This is a genomic window from Streptomyces sp. NPDC001108 (assembly GCF_053598535.1).
Window position 1 is genome coordinate 65,267 of sequence record NZ_JBSFKL010000017.1, and the last position, 20,983, is coordinate 86,249.

At 63.0% G+C, this 20,983-nt stretch carries 15 protein-coding genes, 2 tRNA genes and 1 other RNA gene; 12 read left to right on the plus strand and 6 right to left on the minus strand.

Translation table 11 applies throughout. The annotated features are described in order from the left end of the window. Nucleotides 1-41: 41 nt before the first annotated feature. Nucleotides 42-136: signal recognition particle sRNA small type (ffs, locus tag ACWC97_RS29090), an RNA gene on the minus strand. A 164-nt stretch (nucleotides 137-300) separates the two neighbouring features. Between ffs and ACWC97_RS29095 the strand changes: the two genes are divergently transcribed. The 7 genes from ACWC97_RS29095 to ACWC97_RS29125 all read left to right on the plus strand — a co-directional run bounded on the left by ACWC97_RS29095 (nucleotide 301) and on the right by ACWC97_RS29125 (nucleotide 5,480). Beyond that, a tRNA-Ser gene (locus ACWC97_RS29095) sits at nucleotides 301-388 on the plus strand. A gap of 247 nt (nucleotides 389-635) precedes the next feature. Continuing rightward, complete coding sequence (locus tag ACWC97_RS29100) at nucleotides 636-1,607, plus strand: tyrosine-type recombinase/integrase (protein ID WP_450652468.1); 972 nt, start codon at nucleotides 636-638, stop codon at nucleotides 1,605-1,607. Nucleotides 1,608-1,738: 131 nt separating this feature from the next. Beyond that, entirely contained in the window at nucleotides 1,739-1,963 is a 225-nt protein-coding gene (locus tag ACWC97_RS29105) for a hypothetical protein (RefSeq protein ID WP_450652470.1), read from the plus strand. Nucleotides 1,964-2,655: 692 nt separating this feature from the next. Continuing rightward, nucleotides 2,656-3,036, plus strand: a complete 381-nt coding sequence (locus ACWC97_RS29110; RefSeq protein ID WP_450652472.1) for a hypothetical protein — start codon at nucleotides 2,656-2,658, stop codon at nucleotides 3,034-3,036. A 361-nt stretch (nucleotides 3,037-3,397) separates the two neighbouring features. Then, nucleotides 3,398-4,192, plus strand: a complete 795-nt coding sequence (locus ACWC97_RS29115) for a hypothetical protein (RefSeq protein ID WP_450652474.1) — start codon at nucleotides 3,398-3,400, stop codon at nucleotides 4,190-4,192. A 152-nt stretch (nucleotides 4,193-4,344) separates the two neighbouring features. Beyond that, nucleotides 4,345-4,671: a helix-turn-helix domain-containing protein gene (locus tag ACWC97_RS29120; RefSeq protein WP_450652476.1), complete on the plus strand. Its 327-nt coding sequence runs from the start codon at nucleotides 4,345-4,347 to the stop codon at nucleotides 4,669-4,671. A 134-nt stretch (nucleotides 4,672-4,805) separates the two neighbouring features. Beyond that, the gene (locus ACWC97_RS29125) at nucleotides 4,806-5,480 is read left to right on the plus strand and encodes a helix-turn-helix domain-containing protein (protein WP_450652478.1); all 675 of its coding nucleotides are present in this window, start codon (nucleotides 4,806-4,808) and stop codon (nucleotides 5,478-5,480) included. 1,734 nt (nucleotides 5,481-7,214) lie between these two features. Here ACWC97_RS29125 and ACWC97_RS29130 read toward each other — a convergent pair. Beyond that, nucleotides 7,215-7,598, minus strand: coding sequence for a DUF6415 family natural product biosynthesis protein (locus ACWC97_RS29130; RefSeq protein WP_450652480.1), 384 nt, complete (start codon nucleotides 7,596-7,598; stop codon nucleotides 7,215-7,217). Between the two features lie 145 nt (nucleotides 7,599-7,743). Between ACWC97_RS29130 and ACWC97_RS29135 the strand changes: the two genes are divergently transcribed. Together ACWC97_RS29135 and ACWC97_RS29140 are read left to right on the plus strand one after the other, a co-directional pair. Beyond that, a complete protein-coding gene (locus ACWC97_RS29135; protein WP_450652482.1) occupies nucleotides 7,744-8,895 on the plus strand; it encodes a helix-turn-helix domain-containing protein in 1,152 nt (383 codons plus the stop codon). Nucleotides 8,896-8,943: 48 nt separating this feature from the next. Next, a tRNA-Ser gene (locus tag ACWC97_RS29140) sits at nucleotides 8,944-9,044 on the plus strand. 95 nt (nucleotides 9,045-9,139) lie between these two features. On the opposite strand, the gene ACWC97_RS29145 is transcribed toward ACWC97_RS29140, so the two are convergent. Next, complete coding sequence (locus ACWC97_RS29145; protein WP_450652483.1) at nucleotides 9,140-10,402, minus strand: hypothetical protein; 1,263 nt, start codon at nucleotides 10,400-10,402, stop codon at nucleotides 9,140-9,142. 305 nt (nucleotides 10,403-10,707) lie between these two features. Here ACWC97_RS29145 and ACWC97_RS29150 point away from each other — a divergent pair, with 305 nt between their 5' ends. Next, nucleotides 10,708-14,349 (plus strand): AAA domain-containing protein, encoded by a 3,642-nt coding sequence (locus ACWC97_RS29150; RefSeq protein ID WP_450652485.1) that lies wholly within the window; start codon nucleotides 10,708-10,710, stop codon nucleotides 14,347-14,349. After that, nucleotides 14,346-16,004, plus strand: coding sequence for a hypothetical protein (locus tag ACWC97_RS29155; protein ID WP_450652487.1), 1,659 nt, complete (start codon nucleotides 14,346-14,348; stop codon nucleotides 16,002-16,004). Before ACWC97_RS29150 ends, ACWC97_RS29155 begins: the two co-directional genes overlap by 4 nt. A 164-nt stretch (nucleotides 16,005-16,168) precedes the next feature. Here ACWC97_RS29155 and ACWC97_RS29160 read toward each other — a convergent pair whose 3' ends face one another. From ACWC97_RS29160 to ACWC97_RS29170, 3 genes are all read right to left on the minus strand, one after another. Continuing rightward, nucleotides 16,169-17,935, minus strand: a complete 1,767-nt coding sequence (locus ACWC97_RS29160) for a tyrosine-type recombinase/integrase (protein ID WP_450652489.1) — start codon at nucleotides 17,933-17,935, stop codon at nucleotides 16,169-16,171. Then, a complete protein-coding gene (locus tag ACWC97_RS29165; RefSeq protein WP_450652491.1) occupies nucleotides 17,932-18,228 on the minus strand; it encodes a helix-turn-helix domain-containing protein in 297 nt (98 codons plus the stop codon). The genes ACWC97_RS29160 and ACWC97_RS29165 overlap by 4 nt, the downstream gene beginning before the upstream one ends. A gap of 124 nt (nucleotides 18,229-18,352) precedes the next feature. Then, a complete protein-coding gene (locus tag ACWC97_RS29170) occupies nucleotides 18,353-18,973 on the minus strand; it encodes a helix-turn-helix domain-containing protein (RefSeq protein WP_450652493.1) in 621 nt (206 codons plus the stop codon). A 280-nt stretch (nucleotides 18,974-19,253) separates the two neighbouring features. Here ACWC97_RS29170 and ACWC97_RS29175 point away from each other — a divergent pair, with 280 nt between their 5' ends. Further along, on the plus strand, nucleotides 19,254-20,972 hold the full coding sequence (locus tag ACWC97_RS29175; RefSeq protein ID WP_450652495.1) for a DnaB-like helicase N-terminal domain-containing protein: 1,719 nt from the start codon (nucleotides 19,254-19,256) through the stop codon (nucleotides 20,970-20,972). Nucleotides 20,973-20,983: the final 11 nt, after the last annotated feature.

Here is a 20,983-nt window from a genome sequence, read left to right on the forward strand (position 1 = left end):
GGCCGACTGACAACCGGCCCCGGGAACCACCACCCGGAAACGCAAGGGCCCCCCACGCACCCGCCAGAGCCGACCTACCCTTGCTGCCTTCCGGCCCTGGGGGAGTTCAGTCAGATAGCGCCACGTGAGGGGCTGACGCCCACCTTAGCGGATCCCCACCCCCACCGGTCCACCTCCCCCTCCGTCCGCGCCCGCCGGAAGGTCCTGGAACACCCCCGCGAAGATCTCGAAACGGTCTCGAAGCGATCTTGGCGCCAACAGGTTCGCGAGCACTCCTCAACGTCTTGTATTGTTTGCGGCGGAGGATTCGCCTAGTGGCCTAGGGCGCACGCTTGGAAAGCGTGTTGGGGGCAACCCCTCACGAGTTCGAATCTCGTATCCTCCGCCAGAAGGGGTCTGACCTGCGGAAACGTGGGTTAGGCCCCTCTTCTGTTGGCACTGCGGCTCACCACTGAGACGCTGCTAGGCAAGACGCTTGGGTAATAGGGACTTGTCTAGCGGCTCGACACAGGGAGCCCTAGGCCATGGCACGTAGCCCTCTCCGCAGCCAGCAGCGCAGCACCAGCACGACAACCGAGACAGCCGCACCTGTGCTCAGGCCGGTACGGGCTGTGAAGGGCTCTGAGGATGCCCGGTTGGCTCTGATCGCTGAGCTTGAGCTTCACCTCAGCACGACCACGAACAAGCATGGACGGCCGTACCAGCGCCGGACGATCAACGCGTACAAGTACGCAGCGACTCAGCTTCACCACTGGCTCACCGCACGGAAGACGGCAGGAGACTTCACCACGTGTGACACAGCCACGCTGAACAAGTTCTTCCGCTGGTACTACCAGGAGCACGACGTACCCAAGTCGCAAGATGGCAAGGGTGGTTACACGGGAGGGACGAACACTGTGCAGCGCAACTTGCGTGCACTGTTCGTGTACTTGGAAGAGGAGTACGACCACGCCAACCCGTACGACGACCCCAAGCTTCAGAGGTACGCCACCCCTCCTCTGGGGAAGCCCAAGACCCTGTCCAGTGAGTTCGTTGCCGACATGCTCAAGGCCACGGGGAACGGCTCTGCCAAGGTGCGCGACTTCCAGACCGTTCGGGATCACGCCATCATCCGCGTACTCACTGAGGGTCTGCGCTCTGACGAACTCCTGAACCTCCGCGTACAGGACTTGGACCTTGCTCGGGGAACCCTGGTAGTCGTCCCGATCAAGATGGACAGGAACTCTCTGGACGGCCGAGTCATCCCGCTTCAGCCCAAGACTGTGAAGGCTCTTGCTCGTTGGCTGAGGGTCCGTGCGACACACAAGCTTGCCGACCGTACGGATTGGCTCTGGCTTGGTACCCGGAACCGCTCACGGCTCCTGTACGCAGGGCTGCACCGGCTGGTGAAGAAGTGGGCGGAGGAAGCCGGTTACGACCCTTCCTGTGTGTCCCCTCACTCGTTCTGCCACACGTGGGCCGATGACCTGAAAGCGGCTGGAGTCTCGGGAGAGCACATCATGACCATTCGGGGTTGGAAGTCTCCTGCCATGCTCCGCCGGTACGGCGCAGACATGGCCAGTACCAGGGCTGTGAATGCCGTACAGGGCTTGGGAGACAGGTACTGACCCGAGACCCTAGAGAGCCCCTGGACGCAGCGTCTGGGGGCTTTCTCGTATCCAAGATCAGTACAAACCCTGGGACAATAGAGGGAGGGAGATAGCGGGAGGCCAACCAGCACACAGAAAGAGGAACGATCATGAGTAATGAAGTACCAGGCGCAGCCATCCCGGACATGGGAGCCATTGACCAGGTAGCCAGCACAGCCCTGGACTCACCCCTAGGCGACACCATCGGCGCGTTCAAGGGCGGTTTCAAGCGCAGCACTGAGTTCCTGCACGGTTTCAGCAGTGCGCGCGGCACCAAGTCCGAGGGTAATACCTCTTGGGGCAGCGAGAGAGAATCAATAAACCCATACGCCTAGCTGAGCCAATAAAAGAAAGAACCCCACTGGAGAATTACCTCTGGTGGGGTTCAGTCATTTCTAGGATTCCGCTATTTTAGCGGAATGTTGATATAATGGAGTTGCGAGCAAACATTACACCAACATCCCTAGGGGGAATTAGTCATGCATTTTTCAGAATTACCATCAAACCTAAGCCTTGGAGCCAAGGTCTTGTACGCCCTCACGAGAGCCGACCAAGCATCTATGACCCGATCCCTCAGAGAGCGACTAGAAGAGGCTCTAGCAGCCGTACAGGGAAGCCTAGAGGGCTTTACTGCTGAGCTAGTAGAGGCAGGTTTCTAATGAGCTTGCTACTGCTGTCCGCATCCCTGCAAATCCTACTACTCCTAGCTTACATCATCACCGAACGAAAGAAGGGAAAGAACGTTGGCACTGCTTAATCATGATCGCACCTTTGATCCGGCCCCACTCTGGAATTTCCTGAGCAAAGAGGATCTGAGCGCAAGAGCTAAAGTATTGATACTCATGCTCTCGTTCACTTTGGACGGAGGCCAGATAAACCAAGAAGAACTGAGCAAGGCGCTCGGAGCAAACAGTAAAAGTAACGTAGTTCAGAGAACCGTTGCAGAGGCCGAGCGCGCTGGATATTTAGACGTTGACCGTACGGTCAAACCTCATTGGTACAGAGTGAGCAGACAAGGAACAGAACAATGACAGATAACAAGGCTTTCAGCTTCGGCGCACAAGAGCGCTCTTGGTGGAGCACGAATTTAGATCCGGAAGTACAGGCCGAGCGTAGAGCACTGGCGGAAGAAAAGGCACGTGTCGTAGCTCAGATGGCAGAGGAGCAGCGACTACAGGAACTCACCCAGCATGCCGGATCTGGATTAATCAACATCATCAAGACGTATGAGGTCCAGAACATTCCAGCCGTGACCAGCGAGGTTCAACACGACTTCAACGAGTCTTACCCAGGGGTGAATTTCCGAGACGTACTAGAGGCTCTGAAGCGCCTAGGAATGGTGCATGAGCTGACTTCAAGTACCCAGGGATTCATGGGAGCGCGTACGACTCACCTGCACTTGCTGTGAGCCGCTATGGAAGAACTGAGCTCTGAGGCCATAGCGCTATTGACCGTACTGGAAGACCGCCAGAGCCTCTCTAACGAGCTAGAAGCATGGTTCGTGAAGGAGTTCCCAGGAAGTAGCTATGAGGACGCCCTAGCGGCCTTGAGAGCCGCTGGACTGATCGATAAGGCTGTCTCATGGAAGCCGGAAGAACGGAGGGGAGTTCGCTTCAACCAATTGAGCCCACTTCACCTACGGACCTACTAAAGCGAAAACTCCCCCTGGCGTAGCACATCGCTAGGGGGAGTCTTCATAAGGAACGTATGGCCATATACGTTATTTGTTCTCTAGGGAAAGGATACCGCAAACCCAGAAAGGAAAAGAAATGGCTATCAAGCTACCAGAAGAGCCAATATCCGGAGCCCAGTATCCGGTAATCAAGGGGAGACCTGGAAACATCGTCTTTGAGAATCCCCCGTTCCATCCCAGCATCCTGAATGTGGGAGGAGCCAATAGAGCTACCCAACCGGCAAGAACCGATGACTACAACGTCGGAACCAGTAAGTCATTCCACAGAGGAGTCATGGTAGCTGGAGCAGGGGTCAACGAGAGTTGGCCCGGAAACATCACGTTCCGAATCAACTTCCTGTACAACCCTTCCACTATCCAGGAATCAAGAGCTGTCGACGTAAACAACGGCGTGTTACCTAACTGGGCTCGTAACCCTGATGACCCGGGGCAGTACAACACACCACTACAATCAGTAGTCAATTTCTCGTTGCTGTTCGACAGAACCTATGAACTGTGGGACCAGGCCTATAGACAGACCCTAGCGGGAGTATTCGGCGCACGCGTGGACGTAGAGGCTTTCTACAACCTCATGGGCATCAATACCCTGGTGAGCCAGACAACCCCATCTCACGGAACAGTCCCAGCACCACTACAGACCAATGGTCCAGTGAACACGGTTGTACAGGGTCCAATGCAGATGGTTCCGGCTAGGATCTACTTTGGTCAGAACTCGACTGGAGCCCTGAACTACTACGGCTACATATCGAGTTTCGATGTCACGTATACCCACTTCAATTCGATGATGACTCCCTCACGATGCGCTATCAATGTCGGATTCACGGTATTGCCCAACAACTACTCTGCTGGAGCCACTGGGAACAACGGATAATGAAAGAAAGCCCTAGACCTTAACGCTCTGGGGCTTTTTTATTTGGCGAAATAGGCGTACCACGCCGGCTGAGGGCTGGTAAATAAATTCTCTCTAATCTATGTCATAATAGAAACAGATCAAAGAAACCCAATTCAGAGAAGGGGACAGCTATGTCTACCGATTTTGTTCGTATGGCCATTCCAGGGAAAGAGGACGGATACGCTCTCGTACCTCATGAGTTCGTGTGGGATTTCTCCATTGGAGTCATGGCAAAGCATTTATGGCTCGTACTGATTGGACTGAAGGACGGGAATGGCTCTGTGCGCATGAGCTATGGAAACCTGGCCAAGACTATGGGGCGCAGCGATAGCACCGTATGGCGTGCTGCAAAGGAGCTAGAGGAGCACGGCTATCTAGCAGTAGAGCGCCCTGTGAAGGCTAAGAGCACCTATCAGCTCTTGTTCCAGGGTGAGCGTATCCAGTGGCCAGAGGACTAAAGAGAGAGGCCCTACAGGAATCGGGGGGAACCTGTAGGGCCTCTGAGGGGTGACCAACCCAGCGAAAGGGCGAGAAATGAGTGTTCCGAGCAACGTGAACCATAAGCAGAATCTCTATAAGGAGTTTAACAGAAATGACTGACACAAACAAAATTCTCGTTGATGTGTTAGACGGCGCAGACGTCAGATACAAGGATGGCGAGTATTACCAGAGCAGCAAGGCAATTCTTTACACCTATGACCTGACACCCCAAGCAATGAAGCTATGGCTAATCATCGAAGACCATGCACAGCAGAACAGAAAGGCTAACCCAGGACGCAAGAGACTGGCAGAGCTGATGAACGTTACTCCGAACTCCATCACCAACTATGTACGCGAGTTAAAGGAACAAGGCTGGCTCATTGTTGAGGGAAACGAGACAGACGGAGATACCAACGACTACATCCTGACTATCCCTGCCGCCTATAAGGCGCTTGACCCTAAGTACATCCATACTCAGCAAGAGGTCACCATAAAGCCGAAGGAGAAGCTAGCGGCCAAGCCAAGAACGGCTATTGAGAACGTCAGAGACAGTGATCGAGCACCGCGCTACGCCATTAGCTACAACCACACCAGGGATTATGTGCCAACGCCTCTGGACGTCCGTAAGGCCGCTGAGCTTAGCCAGAGAGCCCACAATGAAGCCAAGGAGGGTAAGGCCCTTACGAGTGGTTACAAGAACACCAGAAAGGCTCTACCGCCCGCTAAATCTACCGAGAATGAGTGGGAACGTCTTGCACGACTAGAGGCAGAGGAGTACGGCCGATAGGGGGTCACAAAATATTGTGAGGGGGGTACCAAATATTTGTGAGGGGGGTACCAAATATTTGTGAGGGGGGGTACCAAGGATTTGTGACCAAAGAATACTAAGAGAAAGATACCAAGGAAGAATACTAAATAACCCACGCTGGCAGAGCCAGCGGGTTTCATTCCAAGAGAGACCAAGAGTTAGGGGTAATCCCTTGGTCCCTTGGATACCCGCCATCGTCGCTACGCTCCTCTGGCTTAGGTATCTCCCTTTGGTGATGCTCCGACGCTGGCGCGTCTCCGCCTTTGGTCTCTCTCTGGTTATGCCTGGTCCCCCGTCGCTCCGCTCCGGTGTCCCTCTATGTCATTGTGGCTACGCGCATACCCGGGGGGCGCGGCTGAGCGCCCCATAGGGCGTAGCTAGGGCGGAGAGACCAGGAGAGCTAATCAAGCCCCGTACAGAGCCGTACAGACGACTTCAAGGGGCTTTCTCTCCGGATACTGACACCAGGAACAGTCAGAGATATTTTCGTGAGACCAGACACCACCCCATTTCTTTACAGAAATTTTAAGGGTGGGGTACCTCGAAATTCAATTCTTTATCGAAATATCCATTTCTTCAAAGAATGGCTACTTCTATTCTTCGTCGAAATGGCTGATATCCAAAAATGGATACGGGTAATCGGAATTAAATTAAGAAATAGCCGAGACTCCTGGTAAATCGAGGGATCCATCCATGATGGAGTTACTCCTGTTGAAGCCATTTCGGGAAGGAATGGATTTTCCGTTTTCTCGATAACTCAAGAAATGGCCTTCTAGTTACTCCTGTATTCCATGGGGAAATGGGTCGATAGTCGAGAGTCGCGTACCAGACGGTGTGTCGTCTCGTCAATACTTGACGGAATCAGTGCTGGGCTGATAGAACAGAGTTACACTTGTTCTTTTATATAAGTAAATAGGGAAGAGATTCCGATAGATATTAATTCCTCCGAAGGAGGAATATATCTTTTCTCTAGATATTCCCTATCTCCATACTGTCCAGGGACCTGGAGTCTACCAGTGGCGCTCTGCGCCCTACAGGGCTCCCTGAGACCCCCGCAGAGCCTGTCTGGCACTGGGAGGCCAGGAGCAGCAGACAGGGGCTCTGAGGGGCGTACAGGCGGCTCTACGGGCCATCCCTGGGGGTGTGGTCGACTCGGGTTGCTACTACGCCGGATAGTGCATGGTCATGATGCGCCCTGTCTTCACCGCCATCTTGGGTGACTTGTACAGGGTGAGGATCAATGCCTTTCTGCCTACCTGGTTGATTGCTGGTTCAATCGAGAGCACTTCAGCAGTCTTGCCATTCCACAGTTTGAGGCTATCGCCCACCTTCAACTTGTCGGCTCTCTTACGTGCTGGCTTGTTAATGCTTCCTCCTCATGGGACGTCGGTTACTTGAGCTATGACTGTCCCATGAGGCACTGACAAACGAGAGGGAGTGATTCCGCTTCTGGAAACAGAAGAGCGCCCGACCCCACCAAAGGGAACGAGCGCTCCTCTGCTGGTGCTCAGCGAGGGAGCTTTGCAGCCCAGATGCGAATCATGATCCTGAGTAGGTCTGGATCAATGATGTCCACCTGGTCCGCGTGCCAACGGTGAGCCCAAACAGTCCAACCAGGACCGGAGTTGCCGACTTCATGAGCAACGGCTACAGCGTCTACCGGATTGGCAATCGGTTCGTCGCACGCCCTACAGACATGCACAGTCGGCACGGTCACTCATGACCCCCGAGATTCACGTAGTGGTCAGATAGCGCTCTGACGGACCGTGCGAGCCTCTGAGCGTGCGCTACAGCCGCCGGAAGAGTCCCGTTGGAGGGTTCCAGCCTCAGACGCATACGGGCCTCTCCTACGCACGCCAGAGCGCATGCACGCGGTACGTCATCCTCGGGGAGCTTTCCGGCAGCAGTCTCGATCTCCGGAATGGCCACCATGATCATTCCCCGCAGTAGGAGAGTCGTTGTCTCCAGCTCCTCACTGCTGGGAAGCTCAGCATCCTCAGCCAGCAGAGATGCGGCTGTCTCGCGCATCGTCTGAACATCAATGGGCACGTGATCCGGCTTGCTGTCGGTGCCATGGTCGGCGGTACGGTTCGCCATGTCGGCTCCTGTAGTCGGCCCACCCGATCACCCTGCATGTGGTCGGGTGGTTTTGCGTCTGTCCACACAACCGATGCGCCGATGCCATAGGGCAGTTGACCAGCGTTGACTACGATGGAGGTCAACAGTCAACGGGAGCTGCACCATGATCGACTTCGGGTCTGAGGTACGGACGGCACTCAAGGCACAGGGGAAGAGCCTCAGAGGCGCAGCCAGGGAGTTGCACTATGACGTTGCCTATCTGAGTCGCGTACTCAATGGGAAACAGGCTCCTTCACCCGAGTTGACCCAAGCCGTTAACGAATACCTCGGGCTATCCCTGACTGTGGAAGACAGCGGCTCTCATGATGATGAGATGGACGCATGGGAGCTTGCTCGGCGCGTACAGGCAAGCGACGTAGGAAACGCCACCCTTGAGCGTCTTGAGCGTGCCTTTGATGAGTTGGCCATGGCCTACCCGAAAGCCAAGCCGGAAGACCTCTTGAGGAGAGTCCGTAAGCACTCGGGTTACGTCGTAAAGCTCCTGGACGGAAAGAAGACCCTGTCTGAGCACCGACGCTTGTTGGTCATAGGGGGTTGGCTGTCTCTGCTCGGGGCTACGGTCCATATCGACCTGATGCAAGACGATGCCGCTACGGCTCGACTCCAGACAGCAGCAACGCTAGCCAGGGAAGCCGGACATCCTGAGATCGAAGCTTGGTGCTATGAGACTGAGGCTTGGAGAGTCCTCACCGATGGGGACTACGTCCAAGCCGTTGAACTCTCCCGCGCAGCACAGGAGATAGCTCCTGCTGGTGGCTCTGCGATCATCCAGGCAACCGCCCAAGAGGGCAGGGCGAACGCACGCCTAGGGAACGCCACAGAGACTTACTCGGCTATCGAGCGGGTACAGGCTCTCTCAGCTTCCAGGGGCACGCCGGACACTCCAGAGCATCACTACCGGTACGACCCTGCAAAGGCACTCTCCTACACAGCAACAACCCTTGCATGGCTTGGGGATTCAGGGGCAGAGCCGTACGCAAGGGAAGTCATCAAGAGACTGAGCCCCAGTGATGATGTGAGCCAGTGGCCTAGGCGCGTGGCATCGGCGAATATCGACCTTGCTTTGGTGCTCCTCAAGGATGACCGACTGGACGAAGCATGCGACTCTGCGCAGAAAGCCATTCTGTCCGGCCGAGTAGTTCCCTCTAACCACTGGAGAGCGCTGGAAGTCGTGAGGGCTGTAGAGGCTCGACAGCTTCCAGAGAGCGCAGATCTGCGAGAGGCGTACCAGGGACTCAAGGCCATTGAGTCGTAACCATTGCTAGACAAGTCGCCTAGGGCATTCCGGGGAGCTTGACTCCCCGGGGAAGTCCAGGTCAAGCTGTGGGTACCGCAGCGCCTGGACGATACGCTTGGAAAGCGTGTTGGGGGCAACCCCTCACGAGTTCGAATCTCGTATCCTCCGCCATTGCTCTCACCGGGCAATTCGTTGAAGGGCCCCATCGTTCGCGGTGGGGCCCTTCGACGTGTGTGGTTGCAGTTTTGGTTGCAGTTCCCGGTTATCGCCCGTTGAGGACGGCCCGGCACACGTTGCAGTACATGGCCGCGTTCTGCCCGTACCGCCGCATCATCTGGCTGCAGCCGGCGCACAGCCCGAGCTCCCATGGCGGGCAGCCCAGGGCCGCGGAGGCCGCCGCCCGCTCGACGGGAGTGATCTGTGTCGGATCGCTGGGGCGTCGGACCGGCAGGCGGGGGAGGGTGAAGCCGCCGGTCGGTTGGTCGAGATCGCGAAGAGGCCGGGCGTCGCCGATGAACCAGCTGTCTTCGCCTGCCCGGCAGGTGCGGTCGATCTCCTGCTCGGCGAAGGTGATCACGTCGTCGTCTTCTTCGACCGGGGCCACGGGCAGCGTCGTCTTCTCGTCGACGATCTCCTCCCACAGCGCACGATCGGCCGCCGACACCCACATGTGCCGCCCAGCACGGCCACTGCCCCGACTGGGCACGTAGACCGGGACGCTCTCGCCCGTCGCGCTCTGCAGGACCAGGTCCTCGATGAAGACCGGCTTCTTCTCCGGGAGGCACAGCGCGGGCACGAACCAGTCCGCGTGAATCGCGCCGCAATGGCCGGCGCCCTCGCTGACGAGGCAGTGACGCTCGCTGCTCGGCACGCACTTCCAGACCTCAAGGTGCCGATACCCACCACGGATCACCATCTCCTTGCCGTCGGCGATGTCCTTCCACGGCATGTCGTCCACACGCGCCCACGGAGCCCGGTCGATCAGGGAGGCCGTCCGGTCTTTCGCCACCCACAGCAGGGTGATGCCGTGCTCCACGGCGTTGACCGAACGCCGGTGCACGCTGCTGGGACTGAGGTGGTGGTACTGGATCTCCCAGCCGATCCGTAAGCCGCCAGGTCCGGTGACGACGGCGTCCAAGACGCTCCGCCGGTTGGCCATGGGAACCTCAGCTTCGGCGCCCAGGCCGTACCGCACGGCGGTCTCGACGATCCGCTCCTTGGTGGCCTTGTGCTGAGCGCTCTCCGCCGGCGTCGCCTTGTGCGTAATCGGCAGGTGTGAGGCCACGAGCGGCCGCCGGCCCCCGACCCGGCCTCGGCGGATGAACATCCACGGCGACTTCCCGCCGGTCTCCGACAGGCATTCCCGCCCGTCGTGGTGTGCGAGACATTCGAGCAACTGCGGGTCGCGGTCGGAGACCCTGGCCGTGATCTCCCGCAGCAGATCGGGACGCCCCGGGTGACCGAGGTCGGGCAGGGACAGATTGATCTCTATGCCATATCCGGTGTGCCACACCCCATTTGCCATCTCTCCACCATAGGAAGGACCACTGACACTCCAACAGGGCGCATGTTCAGAGGTGTTGGCAGCACTTGCCCTGTACTACCAACCCGCCCGGAGGTGAATCGAGCAGCCGGAAAGACCTTCGAACTCCCAGGTAGACAAGGGCTCCGCGACAACCTGCCTCGATCCTGCCGAGTTGTGCGTGCGGATGTCCGAAACCAGCCGCAATGGTTCCACGAGCGTGAGTAGGATCACGCTTCACTCGCGCGGCCAGGTAGGGCCGCACGTAGTGTCTGCTCACCCGCTCTCCAGGTCGTGAAGGTGGATGGATGACGGCTCCCACAATCGGGACGTTGCTTCTGCAGAACAGGTACGAGATCACCGCGGGTCCGCACCCGGGTGATGGCGAATCCCAGGTCTGGGAGGCTTTCAGCGACGGCTACACGTACCTGCTCAAGACGTGGACGTACGAGGGTGAACAACCGGACAGGGTGCAGCGCGCCCTCTGGGACCACGAACTGCGCACCCTGTACAAGATCGCGAGCAGCCCCAGGGCTGACGACGCCCTGGTCGTGCTGAAGGACGCCGGCCTCGACCGGGGGCACCACTGCTTCGTCATGGTCCTGGAGGCGCCAGGCTACGAGCGCGTCGCCACCGCGCTGCGACGCCGGGCACGCTACCCGTGGCTCTCGAACCGCGGGACAGCCGCACGCGAACAGTTGTGGAACGGCTTACGGCGCGTCGCCACAGGGCTGAACCTGCTGCACGAGCGACAGGTCCTGCACCGGGGCGTGGACCTCGACTCCCTCTTCTTCGACGAGGACCTCGGTGCCGAGTCCCTGCGACTCGGCGGCTTCGAGTGGTCCGTCAAACTGGGCCGTCCGGTGGGGACCCAGCCCCCTGTCGGCTGGCCGGTCCCACCCGAGCGCACCACGGGGGGCGTGACTGCCTGGCGTCAAGACGACGACTGGTTCGCCTTCGGCATCCTCTGCGCACGGCTGCTCCTCGACCTTGAACGCTTCACCACCAATCCCCCGCCCGAGCGTCACGCACGGGTGCTCAAGACCATCGACACCGCCAGGGCCGAGCTGACCGAAGCTGAACGCAAGCTGCTGCTGGACCTCGTCGCCGAAGACCCGTTGGAGCGCCTGACCGCGCCGTACGACATCATCGGCCGGATCCAGGACATCACGCGGGCCCTGGCGAACCCACTGCGCACCCAGCAGGAAGACGCCCAATACGTCCTGGCCCTCGATCTGCGACGGCCGGAGTTCATCGATCACCTGATGGACAGCGGGCTGCGCGACCACCTGCGCCTCGACCCAATGGGGACCTTCATCCCCGGGGACCCAATCCACCGGAAGGAGGCCTGCGAGTTCGTCCGCCAGGACCTGCAGAAGCCCCTTCTGTACGCCGTCCCCAACAGGCCGTACTTCATCCTCGTCGGCGGCAGGCTCAGCCTGAGGATCACGCCGCACCGGGGGAAGGACGGCACGTCCAGCTGGCAGGTCGCGGACTGCCGGTCCGCCCAGCCGCTGCTCTACAGCGAGGGCGACGACAGCTTCCGCGAACTCCCGCCCGGCCGCGTGTTCGCCTATGCCAGGGACGAGGTGGCCCGCGACCGTACGATCGCGCAGAACGCCACGTCGTGGGAGCTCGCGCTACCGAAGATCGATCGCAGTGCCCAGGTCTCGCGCGAGCTCGGCCGCTTCCACGAGTTCGTCCGCGTGAGCAATCAGATCGAGCTGCTCCTCCTCGACTCGCAGATCTTCCCGTACGAAGTCGTCCGCGCCCCGTGGCAGGAGGACGGCGTGGAGCGGGCCGTGGTCAAGGAGCGCGCGCGCCCCGAAGGACACGAGATCTTCGAGCCGTTCCGCGTGGACCTGATCGACTTCCTGCAGAAGGAGGTACGGGGCAGCGACCGCAAGGTGATCCTGTCGGGAGCCCGCGACGGCGCCCGCCTCAAGCTCCCGCCCCGGGACCCCCAGTCCGACGACGACGGCAACGTGTGGCAGGTCGACGACATGGACCAGGCGACCGAGTGCATCACGCTCAGCCGCCCGGGCCTGAGCAAGGGGCGGGTGAAGCTGGAGAAGGAGGGGTTCCTCCGCAGCGCTGGCATGCCCGGGCAGATCAGTCTGTTCCGGCGTCGTAAGAAGGCCATCGACGCCCTCGACCAGCACGGATACCTCCTGCGCTCGCTGGCCACCCCGAGCCACGTCCGCATGGACACCGGCGCCTCCGAGCTTCCCGTCGAACTCGACCACGAACGGGTCGACGAGCCCAAGCGGGCCAGCATCGAGGACATCCTGCGGGTTCGACCCATCTACACGCTGCAAGGGCCGCCCGGCACGGGCAAGACCACCCTCGTCGCCTGGCTGCTGCGCGAGATCATCACCGAGGATCCCGTCGTCCAGGTGCTGGTCACGGCCCAGGCCCACGGAGCCGTCGACGTGCTCAGGTCGAAGGTGGGCGAGGCGTTCCAGGACGTACCCGAAGACGACAGGCCGCTACAGATCCGGCTGCGGGGTCCGCACAAGGCCGGAACCACCCTGCCGGAGGACGGCGTCGAGGGCGTGGCCAGGACGGTGCTCCAGCGCAGCATCTCCCAGCTCGAAGCCATGAGTTCGCCCAGCGAGGTGCAGCTCGCCTGGCTGGACGACGCGAAGGCCATGGTCAGCGAGATCAACATGATGCAGGAGCAGGGGGACCTCGGCCCCCGTTCGTCGGACTTCGTCGAGCTGGTCAAACGCGGCGCGAACCTCACGTACTGCACCACCAGCGCCGGCGACCTGGTCGCCCTCGCCGCTGGTCAGGCGTTCGACTGGTCGATCGTCGAGGAGGCGGGCAAGGCGCACGCGTTCGACCTCGCGCTGCCACTCCAGGCAGGTCATCGCTGGCTGCTGATCGGTGACCACAAGCAGCTGGATCCCTACCGGTACGAGGACTATCACAAGGGGATCGACAAGCTGGACCCGGTGGCTCACATCCTCGGCCGCCTCAAACCACGGGCTTCCGGCATGCTCGACCAGGAATGGCTCGACTCGTGGGAGCGCCGCAGCCAGCCGGACCGGGACGAGTTCCGCGAGTACTCGAAGGAGTGGCTGAAGACCTTCCACCGTCTGTACGAGTACTGCGCCGTGGCCACGGGTGCGGACCGTCTCGTCACGGACACGGAGGCGAAGGGAGCGTCCGCAGGGCAGTTGATCGGCCAGCACCGCATGCACCCGGACATCGGCCGGCTGATCTCCGAGGCGTACTACCAGGGGCGGTTGATGAACCGCACCCTGGACAAGCAAGGCGAACCGGTCGAGCGGGTGCGTCACGGTTTCCGCACCCCGAGCGGTCTTCGTGACCGTGCCGTGGTCTGGCTCGACGTGCCGTGGTGCCGCGACGATGCCACCACCCATGAGGTAGGTCCGAACAGCGGCCAGTCGAAGTACACCAATCCATCGGAGGCGCGCGCGCTTGCCAACTTCCTGCGGACCCTCGGACCGGACGGCGGGTGTCAGGGCAAGCTCGCGGTGCTGGCCCCGTACTCACGGCAGGTGAGCCTGCTCAGCAAGCAGTTGCGGGACACGCCCCTCCCCGCCGGACTGCAGGTCCAGCTGGGTCTCAAGGCCGAAGCGGACAACAGCAACCGGTTCCCCGCCCACACGGTCGACTCCTTCCAGGGCAACCAGGCGGACGTCGTCGCCATCAGCCTGGTCCGCAACAACGAGAAGGAGATTGGCCACGGCCTGGGATTCCTCGACGACCCGGGCCGGATGAACGTGCTCCTCTCGCGGGCGGAGCGCCTGCTGATCCTCGTCGGATCCTGGGACTTCTTCCTCCACCAGGTGCAGGCAGTACGCCTCGAAGACGAGTCCCAACCCCTGTGGTCCTTCAAGAAGATCGTCACCCTGCTCGACGAATGGTTCCTGGATGGCAGGGCTCTACGTATCCCGGCTGACCTCAGGGAGCACTCGTGATCGTCCTCGTACCCGTGAGCATGTTCAGCGTCAACTTCAGCGTGGCCCGGGGCCGCCCGTACAGCCGTCTGGAGCGGCGGGTTCTGGAGGAGATCGCCGCACAGGCAGGTGTCGCACCCGACCAGGGCGCGACCCTGACCTCTCTGTGCAACACCTTCCGCGTCCACGAACGGCTGATGGTCGAAGCCGTGGTGACCCTGGTCGGTGCGGGATGGGTCGCCGTCACCAGCGGCCGGGAGGCCACTTTCGTCCTCACCGACGAAGGGCAGCAGGCGTGCTTGTCCGGCAAAGACCCGGCGTCGGTCGTCGTGGCCCCTGCCGCGCCCTGCACCGTGGTCCTCGATCGCACGGCAGGACAGCTGGCCAGGCGAGGTGAAGTGCTGACCGTCTCGAAGCAGGAGGCACGGCCGGACCTCAACCCGTCCACGCCCTTGCGCATCGTGCGCAATGCGCTGGACGAGTCCCAGATCCAGAAGCTACTGCCCCGAAATAGCGGCGAGTGGGTGCGCAGCATCGGACGGCCCCGGCTCGTGACGGTCGACCGCTTCCTCCCCGTGCGCGTCGACCTCGTCGACCGGTTCATCGCGGGGCTCCCGCGGGGCTGGCACCAGGCTCTGTCGGCCGAGATCCTGGCGGTGGCACAGGCCAGGAAGGAGGAGTTGGAGAGCGTCCCGGACGTCCAGCCGGCGCCACAGGCGATCGCCGTGAAGGTGGCACCTCAGGTACAAGCTCGGATGCCAGCCACCGGCCCCGGGCACCGGCCAACACCGCTGAGCGTCGCGGGGCGGAAGCCTCCGGCCGCCGCGCTCGGGGCAGCAACGGCACCCCAGACAAACGTCTCTTTCCCATGGCTCTATGGCGCCGAACCATTCGGAAGCAGCGATGACGGTCCCACAGACCAGTCGACCGAAGCGGCCCTGTTCTCGGAAGTGTCCGGCGAGGAGGCCCACCAACTCGTGATCGCCGAGGCACTGGCCACGGCGACGAACCACGTCCTGATCGCCTCACCCACGGTGAATATGGAGAGCCTGTCGAAGCTCGCCGACGTCATCCAGACTGCGGTGGCGCGCGGGGTGCGCGTGGACGTCCTCTACGGCGACACGGACGAGGGAACCAACCCACAGGACATCGTCGACCTATTGCACCGAATCGGCTACCACGCCGCGGAACGGCTGGGCAGGGATCTCCTGAAGCCGGCCAAAGAACGGACGGGCAGCGGTGCGAGCCTCCTGATCTTCGATGGGAGGGACGGAGCGCTCGAAGCGGTCATCGGTAGCTATGCGTGGGTCGGGTCACCCGGATCGGGGCAGGCACGCTCCGTTCACATGGGCGGAACCGAGTTCATGGCCCAAGTGGCACGGGCAGCCGCAGGTCTGTGGACGTGGAGCGGTGATCCGGATTCCGCCGACCGCTGGCGACATGTGGCGGACCGCTGCCAGGACGACACCGCCGTCTCCGCAGCCCGGGGAGACCGTTTGAAGGATCAGGTCCTCGCCGAGCTGATCGTGGACGACGAGCATGCACGGGTCGCGCAGGGCTCCGACGACGGTGCCCTGCGGGTTGGCGGTGCTCGCCGACACGAGAGCGGGTTCGCTGCAGGCTTCCGCGGAATCTCGGCGGTGATCCGCCGCCCGGATACCTTGGCCACGCCGTAAGGGTGGTCTCCGGCGTCGCTGTGCCATCACGGAGGCGTTGGGGCTCCTCACGAGGGGCGGCGGCCCGCGAAGTCGCGTGGAGCCCTGGGAAATGATCTCCCCCTACGGAGGGTGCCGGAAGTAAATCCGGCACCCTCACGGGCACGGCATTGACTCGTCCTACATCACCACTCGTCGGTGTCGCCGTACTTCCCTGGGTTCCGGGCGCGGTCCACAGCCTGTGTGCAAGCCTCGGCGAAGGCAGCCTTCACGGCGGCCTCGTCCGTGCCCCGCACCTGAGCCTCAACCTCCTGGCCCGTGCCGGGTCGTCGGGCGGTGCGCCAGGCCGAGGCGCGGTCGGTGTAGCGGTCGGTCTCGAAGTCCCAGGCCGGCACCGACCACTGCTCGGGGAGTCCGGTCGCCGCGCGTTCCCCGCCGGGGAGGAACATGGCGCGAGCGTGGAAGACCACGGCCCGTTCCGGTACGCGGTCGCGGATGGCGCTCACGCCGCCGGGGCCCTGGTGCTCCCAGCGCCAGCGGTCCCACTGCTCGACCTCGGCGGGGTGGTCGGGCCAGTCCTCGCTCCAGCGTGCGACGACCTCGTCGGCGTACTCGCGGTGGAGGAAGGGCACGCGCCGCTCGCCGAGGCGGGCGACGTGGACCACCAGCTCGGCGGGGACGGGGCTCTGGCCGGACTCCGGCGCAGCGCCTCCCTCCGCCTGGTCCGTGCCCCACAGAAGGCCACCGACCTTGGCAGCGGTGTCCTTGAGGACGCGGCTCGTCAGGTGCTGGTAGCGGCGGCGCATCCGGGCGGACTTGCCGGGCTCCCAGCCCATGATGGCGTCGACGACCGCGTCGGGGACGCCGAGGATGAGCAGGACTGTTGCCGCGGTGTGGCGGGCGTCGTGAAGGCGGGCATCGCGGACGCCTGCGGCCTTCAGCAGCTCCTTCCACTTGTGGTAGTCCGTGTTCGGGTTCAGGGGTTCGCCGGTGGGCGAGGTGAACACGTACCCCTTCTCCATCCATAGGTCACGGGCCCGGGCTCGCTCGCGGGCCTGGTCCTCCTTGTGCTGGCGCAGGAGCTGGAGCAGCTCGTCGGGGGCACCGATGGGGCGTTGGCCGGCGCGGGACTTGGCGTTCTTCGTCTCGCGGCGGGTGTTGATCTTCTGGGGGCAGTAGCCGGGCTTGCGTCCACAGCGGTCGCCACAGCCATGCTTGTAGCGGGGCCGCAGTCGGCCGCGCCGTACGCGGATGACGCCGAGGTCGAAGTCGACGTCGTCCCACTGCATGCCGAGGACCTCGCCCTGGCGCAGACCGAGGGCGAGCGCGATGACCCAGCGGGCGGTGTTGCGGTGCTTCGCGGCCTCGGCGAGCAGGCGCTGGACCTCTTCGACCGAGTACGGCTCGACCTCCTCCTCTTCCAGGCGCGGGGCCTTGGCGATCGTCGCCGGGTTGACCGTGAGGTGGGCACGGTGGACCGCTTCGTTGAGGGCGGTACGTACGGTGCGGTGGACCTGGTGGGCAGTGCCAGCGGCGCTGCCGGAGTCCTGCATCTTCTTGTAGAAGCGCTCCAGGTGCTCGGGTTGGAGCTTCTCCAGGCGGTGGGCACCGAGGCCGGGGATGAGGTGGTGATTCACCGCGACGCGGTAGCCGTCGATGGTGTTCTCCGAGACGTGCGCGGCAGCGATGTTCTCGACCCAGTGCGTCAGCCACGTCTCCAGCGTCCAGCTCTGGCCGGCCTTGCGGACGGCGCCCTTGTCGCGCTGCCGTTCCAGTTCGCGTACGAGCTTGGTGACCTCGGGGCGGGTCTTGCGGCTGACGTGGCGCCGGTCAGGGGTGCCGTCGTCCTTGACACCGACGGTGACGTAGCCGTGCCAACGACCGTCCTTGCCCTGGAAGATCGAGGAGCCGCCGTTGGGCTGACGGGACTTCGGTGCGGAGGCTCGCGTCACGCGGCGGCCCCGAAGTCGGTCGCCGACAGGCGGCGGGTCAGGAAGTCGTTCACCGCCTCTGCTGGGATGCGGCGCAAGCTGCCGATCTTGACCGAGGCGATCTCGCCGGCGGAGACGTACTCGTACAGCTTGGTGCGGCCGATGCCGATCCGGCGGGCGGCCTCGGCGACGGTGAGGGCGACGAGGGTGGTGTCGCCGGCCGAGCGCTGCTCGGCCATGAGGGTGCGCAGGGCGTCCTCGGGGACGTCGAGGAGCTGCGCTATCTGGGCAAGTGGAAGATCGCTTCGGTGCATGGTGGACTCCTCCTCGCCGGATCTGGCATTCCGGCGGGATCGTGTGATGGGTGGTCATGCAGCCGGTGGCTGCGGTCCCGGCTCGCGGCGCGCTAACACCGCTGGTGAGCCGGGACGGAGGGGGTTATTGGGGCTCGTCGAGGAACTTGAGGTCCTCGGGGAGGGCGGGAGGTTCGATGCCTCGGGCGCGGAGCTTTCCGCGGAACTCGCGGAGGTCGCCGGCGCTCTCGCGGGCGTAGTTCTGGATGCTCGCCTGCATATCCTTGCCGTTGAGGCGCTGCCCGCTGTACAGGCCATGCCGCTGAGTCTCTTCGGCGAACTGAATCGCCTTCTGCACCTGGTTGACGCCCTGTGCGTGGATGCGCAGCTCGTAGATGATCTCGGCCACTGTTCCCGGCTGCGGCTCGCTGCCGAGAAGGGTCTCTCCGGTGATCCAGGCGATGGCGTCCCAGATCGGGAGTTCCTCCCCCGGCACGACCTCGACCGAGCCGGACATGCCGACGGGCAACATCAGCGCGATCGGCGGGATCTGCAGGGCCTTGGCGAGGACCAGTAGTTCCGCGATCTCCACCCCGGACCGGCGCCCGTTCTCCAGGTTGGCGATCGAGGTCCGCGGGACGGCGTATCCGAGCTTGGCGCAGGCGTCCGCGAGGGCCTGAGCGCTCAGACCCCGTTCCTTCCGATAGTGGCGCACCGCGTCGGCCACGTGCTGCGTGAGGCGCCCCTGCCAGTCGTTCTGCGTCATAACCACCACGCTAACTCGGCCACGACACAGGTTCAAGCACAGTTGGCACATAAATCACACAAGTCTTGTGTGGTAGTGATTCAAAATCAGGGCTTGACTGTGCGCCACGTGCAGAACATGCTTCTGCTCCCGGGCCGCGTCCTTGACGCGCCCGGAAATGGGAACGGCCCCCGGTGTTAGCGCACCGGAGGCCATGAACGGCTCCCACGACCACCCATCACTAGACGATCAACCGGGGGTGCGGCCTGCCAGGGCCATATGCACTCCGGGGAGGGAATCCATGTCCCAGCCTACGGCCATCGGCCCCGGCAACGCACCCCTCGTCGCTCACTTCGACCGACCGTCCGTCCCAGCGCCTTCGGCCCCCGGGACGGCGCACCTGCCCCGGAACGAGGAAGCCGAGATGGCGGTGCTGGGGGCGTGCATGCACCAGAGCGAGGTCATCGACCAGGTACGCCGCTTGGTGGAGCCCGGCGACTTCTACCAGCCGGCACACAGCACCATCTGGCACGCGCTGCTGGACCTGCACCGTCGACAGGCGCCGACCGACCCCATCGCTCTGGGCCACCAGCTCCAGCGGACGGGCGACCTCGCCCGCGTCGGCGGGGCGGCGTACCTTCACGCCCTCGCCTCAGCGGCCGCGGTCGGGTCGGGCGCCGAGTACTACGCCGAGATCGTCCGGCAGCAGGCCGACCTGCGCGCCATGCAGGCGATGGCCGTACGCGTCCTCCAGGGCGCCACCGCCGAGGGCGCGGACCCGGCCGAAGTCCGGAACCTGCTCAACGCCTCGATCCAGGAGATCACCGACCGGACCCGCCGGAGCACGGGCGGGCGCCTGCAGCGCTACGCGCTCGACGGCTGGGCCTTCGTCACCGAGGCCGCCACCGACACCGAGCCGATCTGGGGCACGCCGGGAAAAGCGGCCTGGGCCGCCGGTGAGAGCCTGATGCTGGTCGGCCCACCCGGAGTCGGCAAGTCCACCATCGCCCAGCAGGTGGTGCTGGCCCGGATCGGCCTGATCGCCCAGGTCCTGGACATGCCCGTACAGGAGGGCGAGAAGGTCCTCTACATCGCCGCGGACCGGCCCAGCCAGCTCGCCCGCGCCTTCAGCCGCATCATCCGACCGGTCGACGAGAAAATCCTCCGTCAACGCCTGGTCTTCTGGTCCGGCCCGCTGCCCGCGTCCCTGATCACCGAGCCCCAGCTGCTCGCCGAGCTCGCGGCCGAGCACGGTGCCGACACCGTGGTGATCGACAGCCTCAAGGACGTCGTCGGCAAACTCACCGACGACGAGGCCGGCCTCGCCTACAACAACGCCCGCCAGCAGCTCCTGCGAGACGGCGTCCAGCTCCTCGAACTCCACCACCAGCGCAAGCAGGGACAGGACGCCTCCCGCAGCCAGCGCCCTGTCCTGGACCAGGTCTACGGCTCCGCCTGGTTCACCGCCGGAGCGGGCAGCGTCCTCTTCGTCGCCGGTGCGGCGGGCGACCCGATCGTCCACCTCCACCACCTCAAGACCATCAACGACGAGATCGGCCCGCTCCCGGTCACCCACGACCACCAGCGCGGCACCTCCCGCGTCGAGAACCACCTCGACCCCCTCACCCTGCTCCGCCAGGCAGGCACGAGCGGCTTGACCGCCCGCCAGCTCGCCGAGCAGGTCACCGGCGAGGCCAACCCCCGCCAAGCCGACGTCGCCAAGGCCGGGCGCCGCCTGGAGGCCCTCGCCAAGAGCGGCCACGCCACCCAGGAGACCGGCGCCGGAGGCGGAGCCGGCGGAGGCCAGGCCACCCGCTGGACCGCCGTCCCCGCCCGCCGCATGACCATCGTGTCCTGCCCCTCCGAGCGCGTACGCGCACCCGTAAACGCCCGCCCACCCAGGAAGCGCCTGCGCAGCGCCTCCACCGCGTACGAGATCAGTAAAACCGCAGGTCAAACGCGTACGCGCCCTCGAACGGCGCCTCCGCCCCAAAGCGCTTACGCGCTTCCCCCTCTCTAGGGAGGGGGAAG

Bases quoted from the DNA above. Each gene is read 5' to 3' on its own strand.
- ACWC97_RS29105 (WP_450652470.1), top strand. From the start codon at position 1,739: ATGAGTAATGAAGTACCAGGCGCAGCCATCCCGGACATGGGAGCCATT.
- ACWC97_RS29165 (WP_450652491.1), bottom strand. From the start codon at position 18,228: ATGCACCGAAGCGATCTTCCACTTGCCCAGATAGCGCAGCTCCTCGAC.
- ACWC97_RS29170 (WP_450652493.1), bottom strand. From the start codon at position 18,973: ATGACGCAGAACGACTGGCAGGGGCGCCTCACGCAGCACGTGGCCGAC.
- ACWC97_RS29110 (WP_450652472.1), top strand. From the start codon at position 2,656: ATGACAGATAACAAGGCTTTCAGCTTCGGCGCACAAGAGCGCTCTTGG.
- ACWC97_RS29175 (WP_450652495.1), top strand. From the start codon at position 19,254: ATGTCCCAGCCTACGGCCATCGGCCCCGGCAACGCACCCCTCGTCGCT.
- ACWC97_RS29130 (WP_450652480.1), bottom strand. From the start codon at position 7,598: ATGGCGAACCGTACCGCCGACCATGGCACCGACAGCAAGCCGGATCAC.
- ACWC97_RS29120 (WP_450652476.1), top strand. From the start codon at position 4,345: ATGTCTACCGATTTTGTTCGTATGGCCATTCCAGGGAAAGAGGACGGA.
- ACWC97_RS29145 (WP_450652483.1), bottom strand. From the start codon at position 10,402: ATGGCAAATGGGGTGTGGCACACCGGATATGGCATAGAGATCAATCTG.
- ACWC97_RS29125 (WP_450652478.1), top strand. From the start codon at position 4,806: ATGACTGACACAAACAAAATTCTCGTTGATGTGTTAGACGGCGCAGAC.
- ACWC97_RS29150 (WP_450652485.1), top strand. From the start codon at position 10,708: ATGACGGCTCCCACAATCGGGACGTTGCTTCTGCAGAACAGGTACGAG.
- ACWC97_RS29115 (WP_450652474.1), top strand. From the start codon at position 3,398: ATGGCTATCAAGCTACCAGAAGAGCCAATATCCGGAGCCCAGTATCCG.
- ACWC97_RS29135 (WP_450652482.1), top strand. From the start codon at position 7,744: ATGATCGACTTCGGGTCTGAGGTACGGACGGCACTCAAGGCACAGGGG.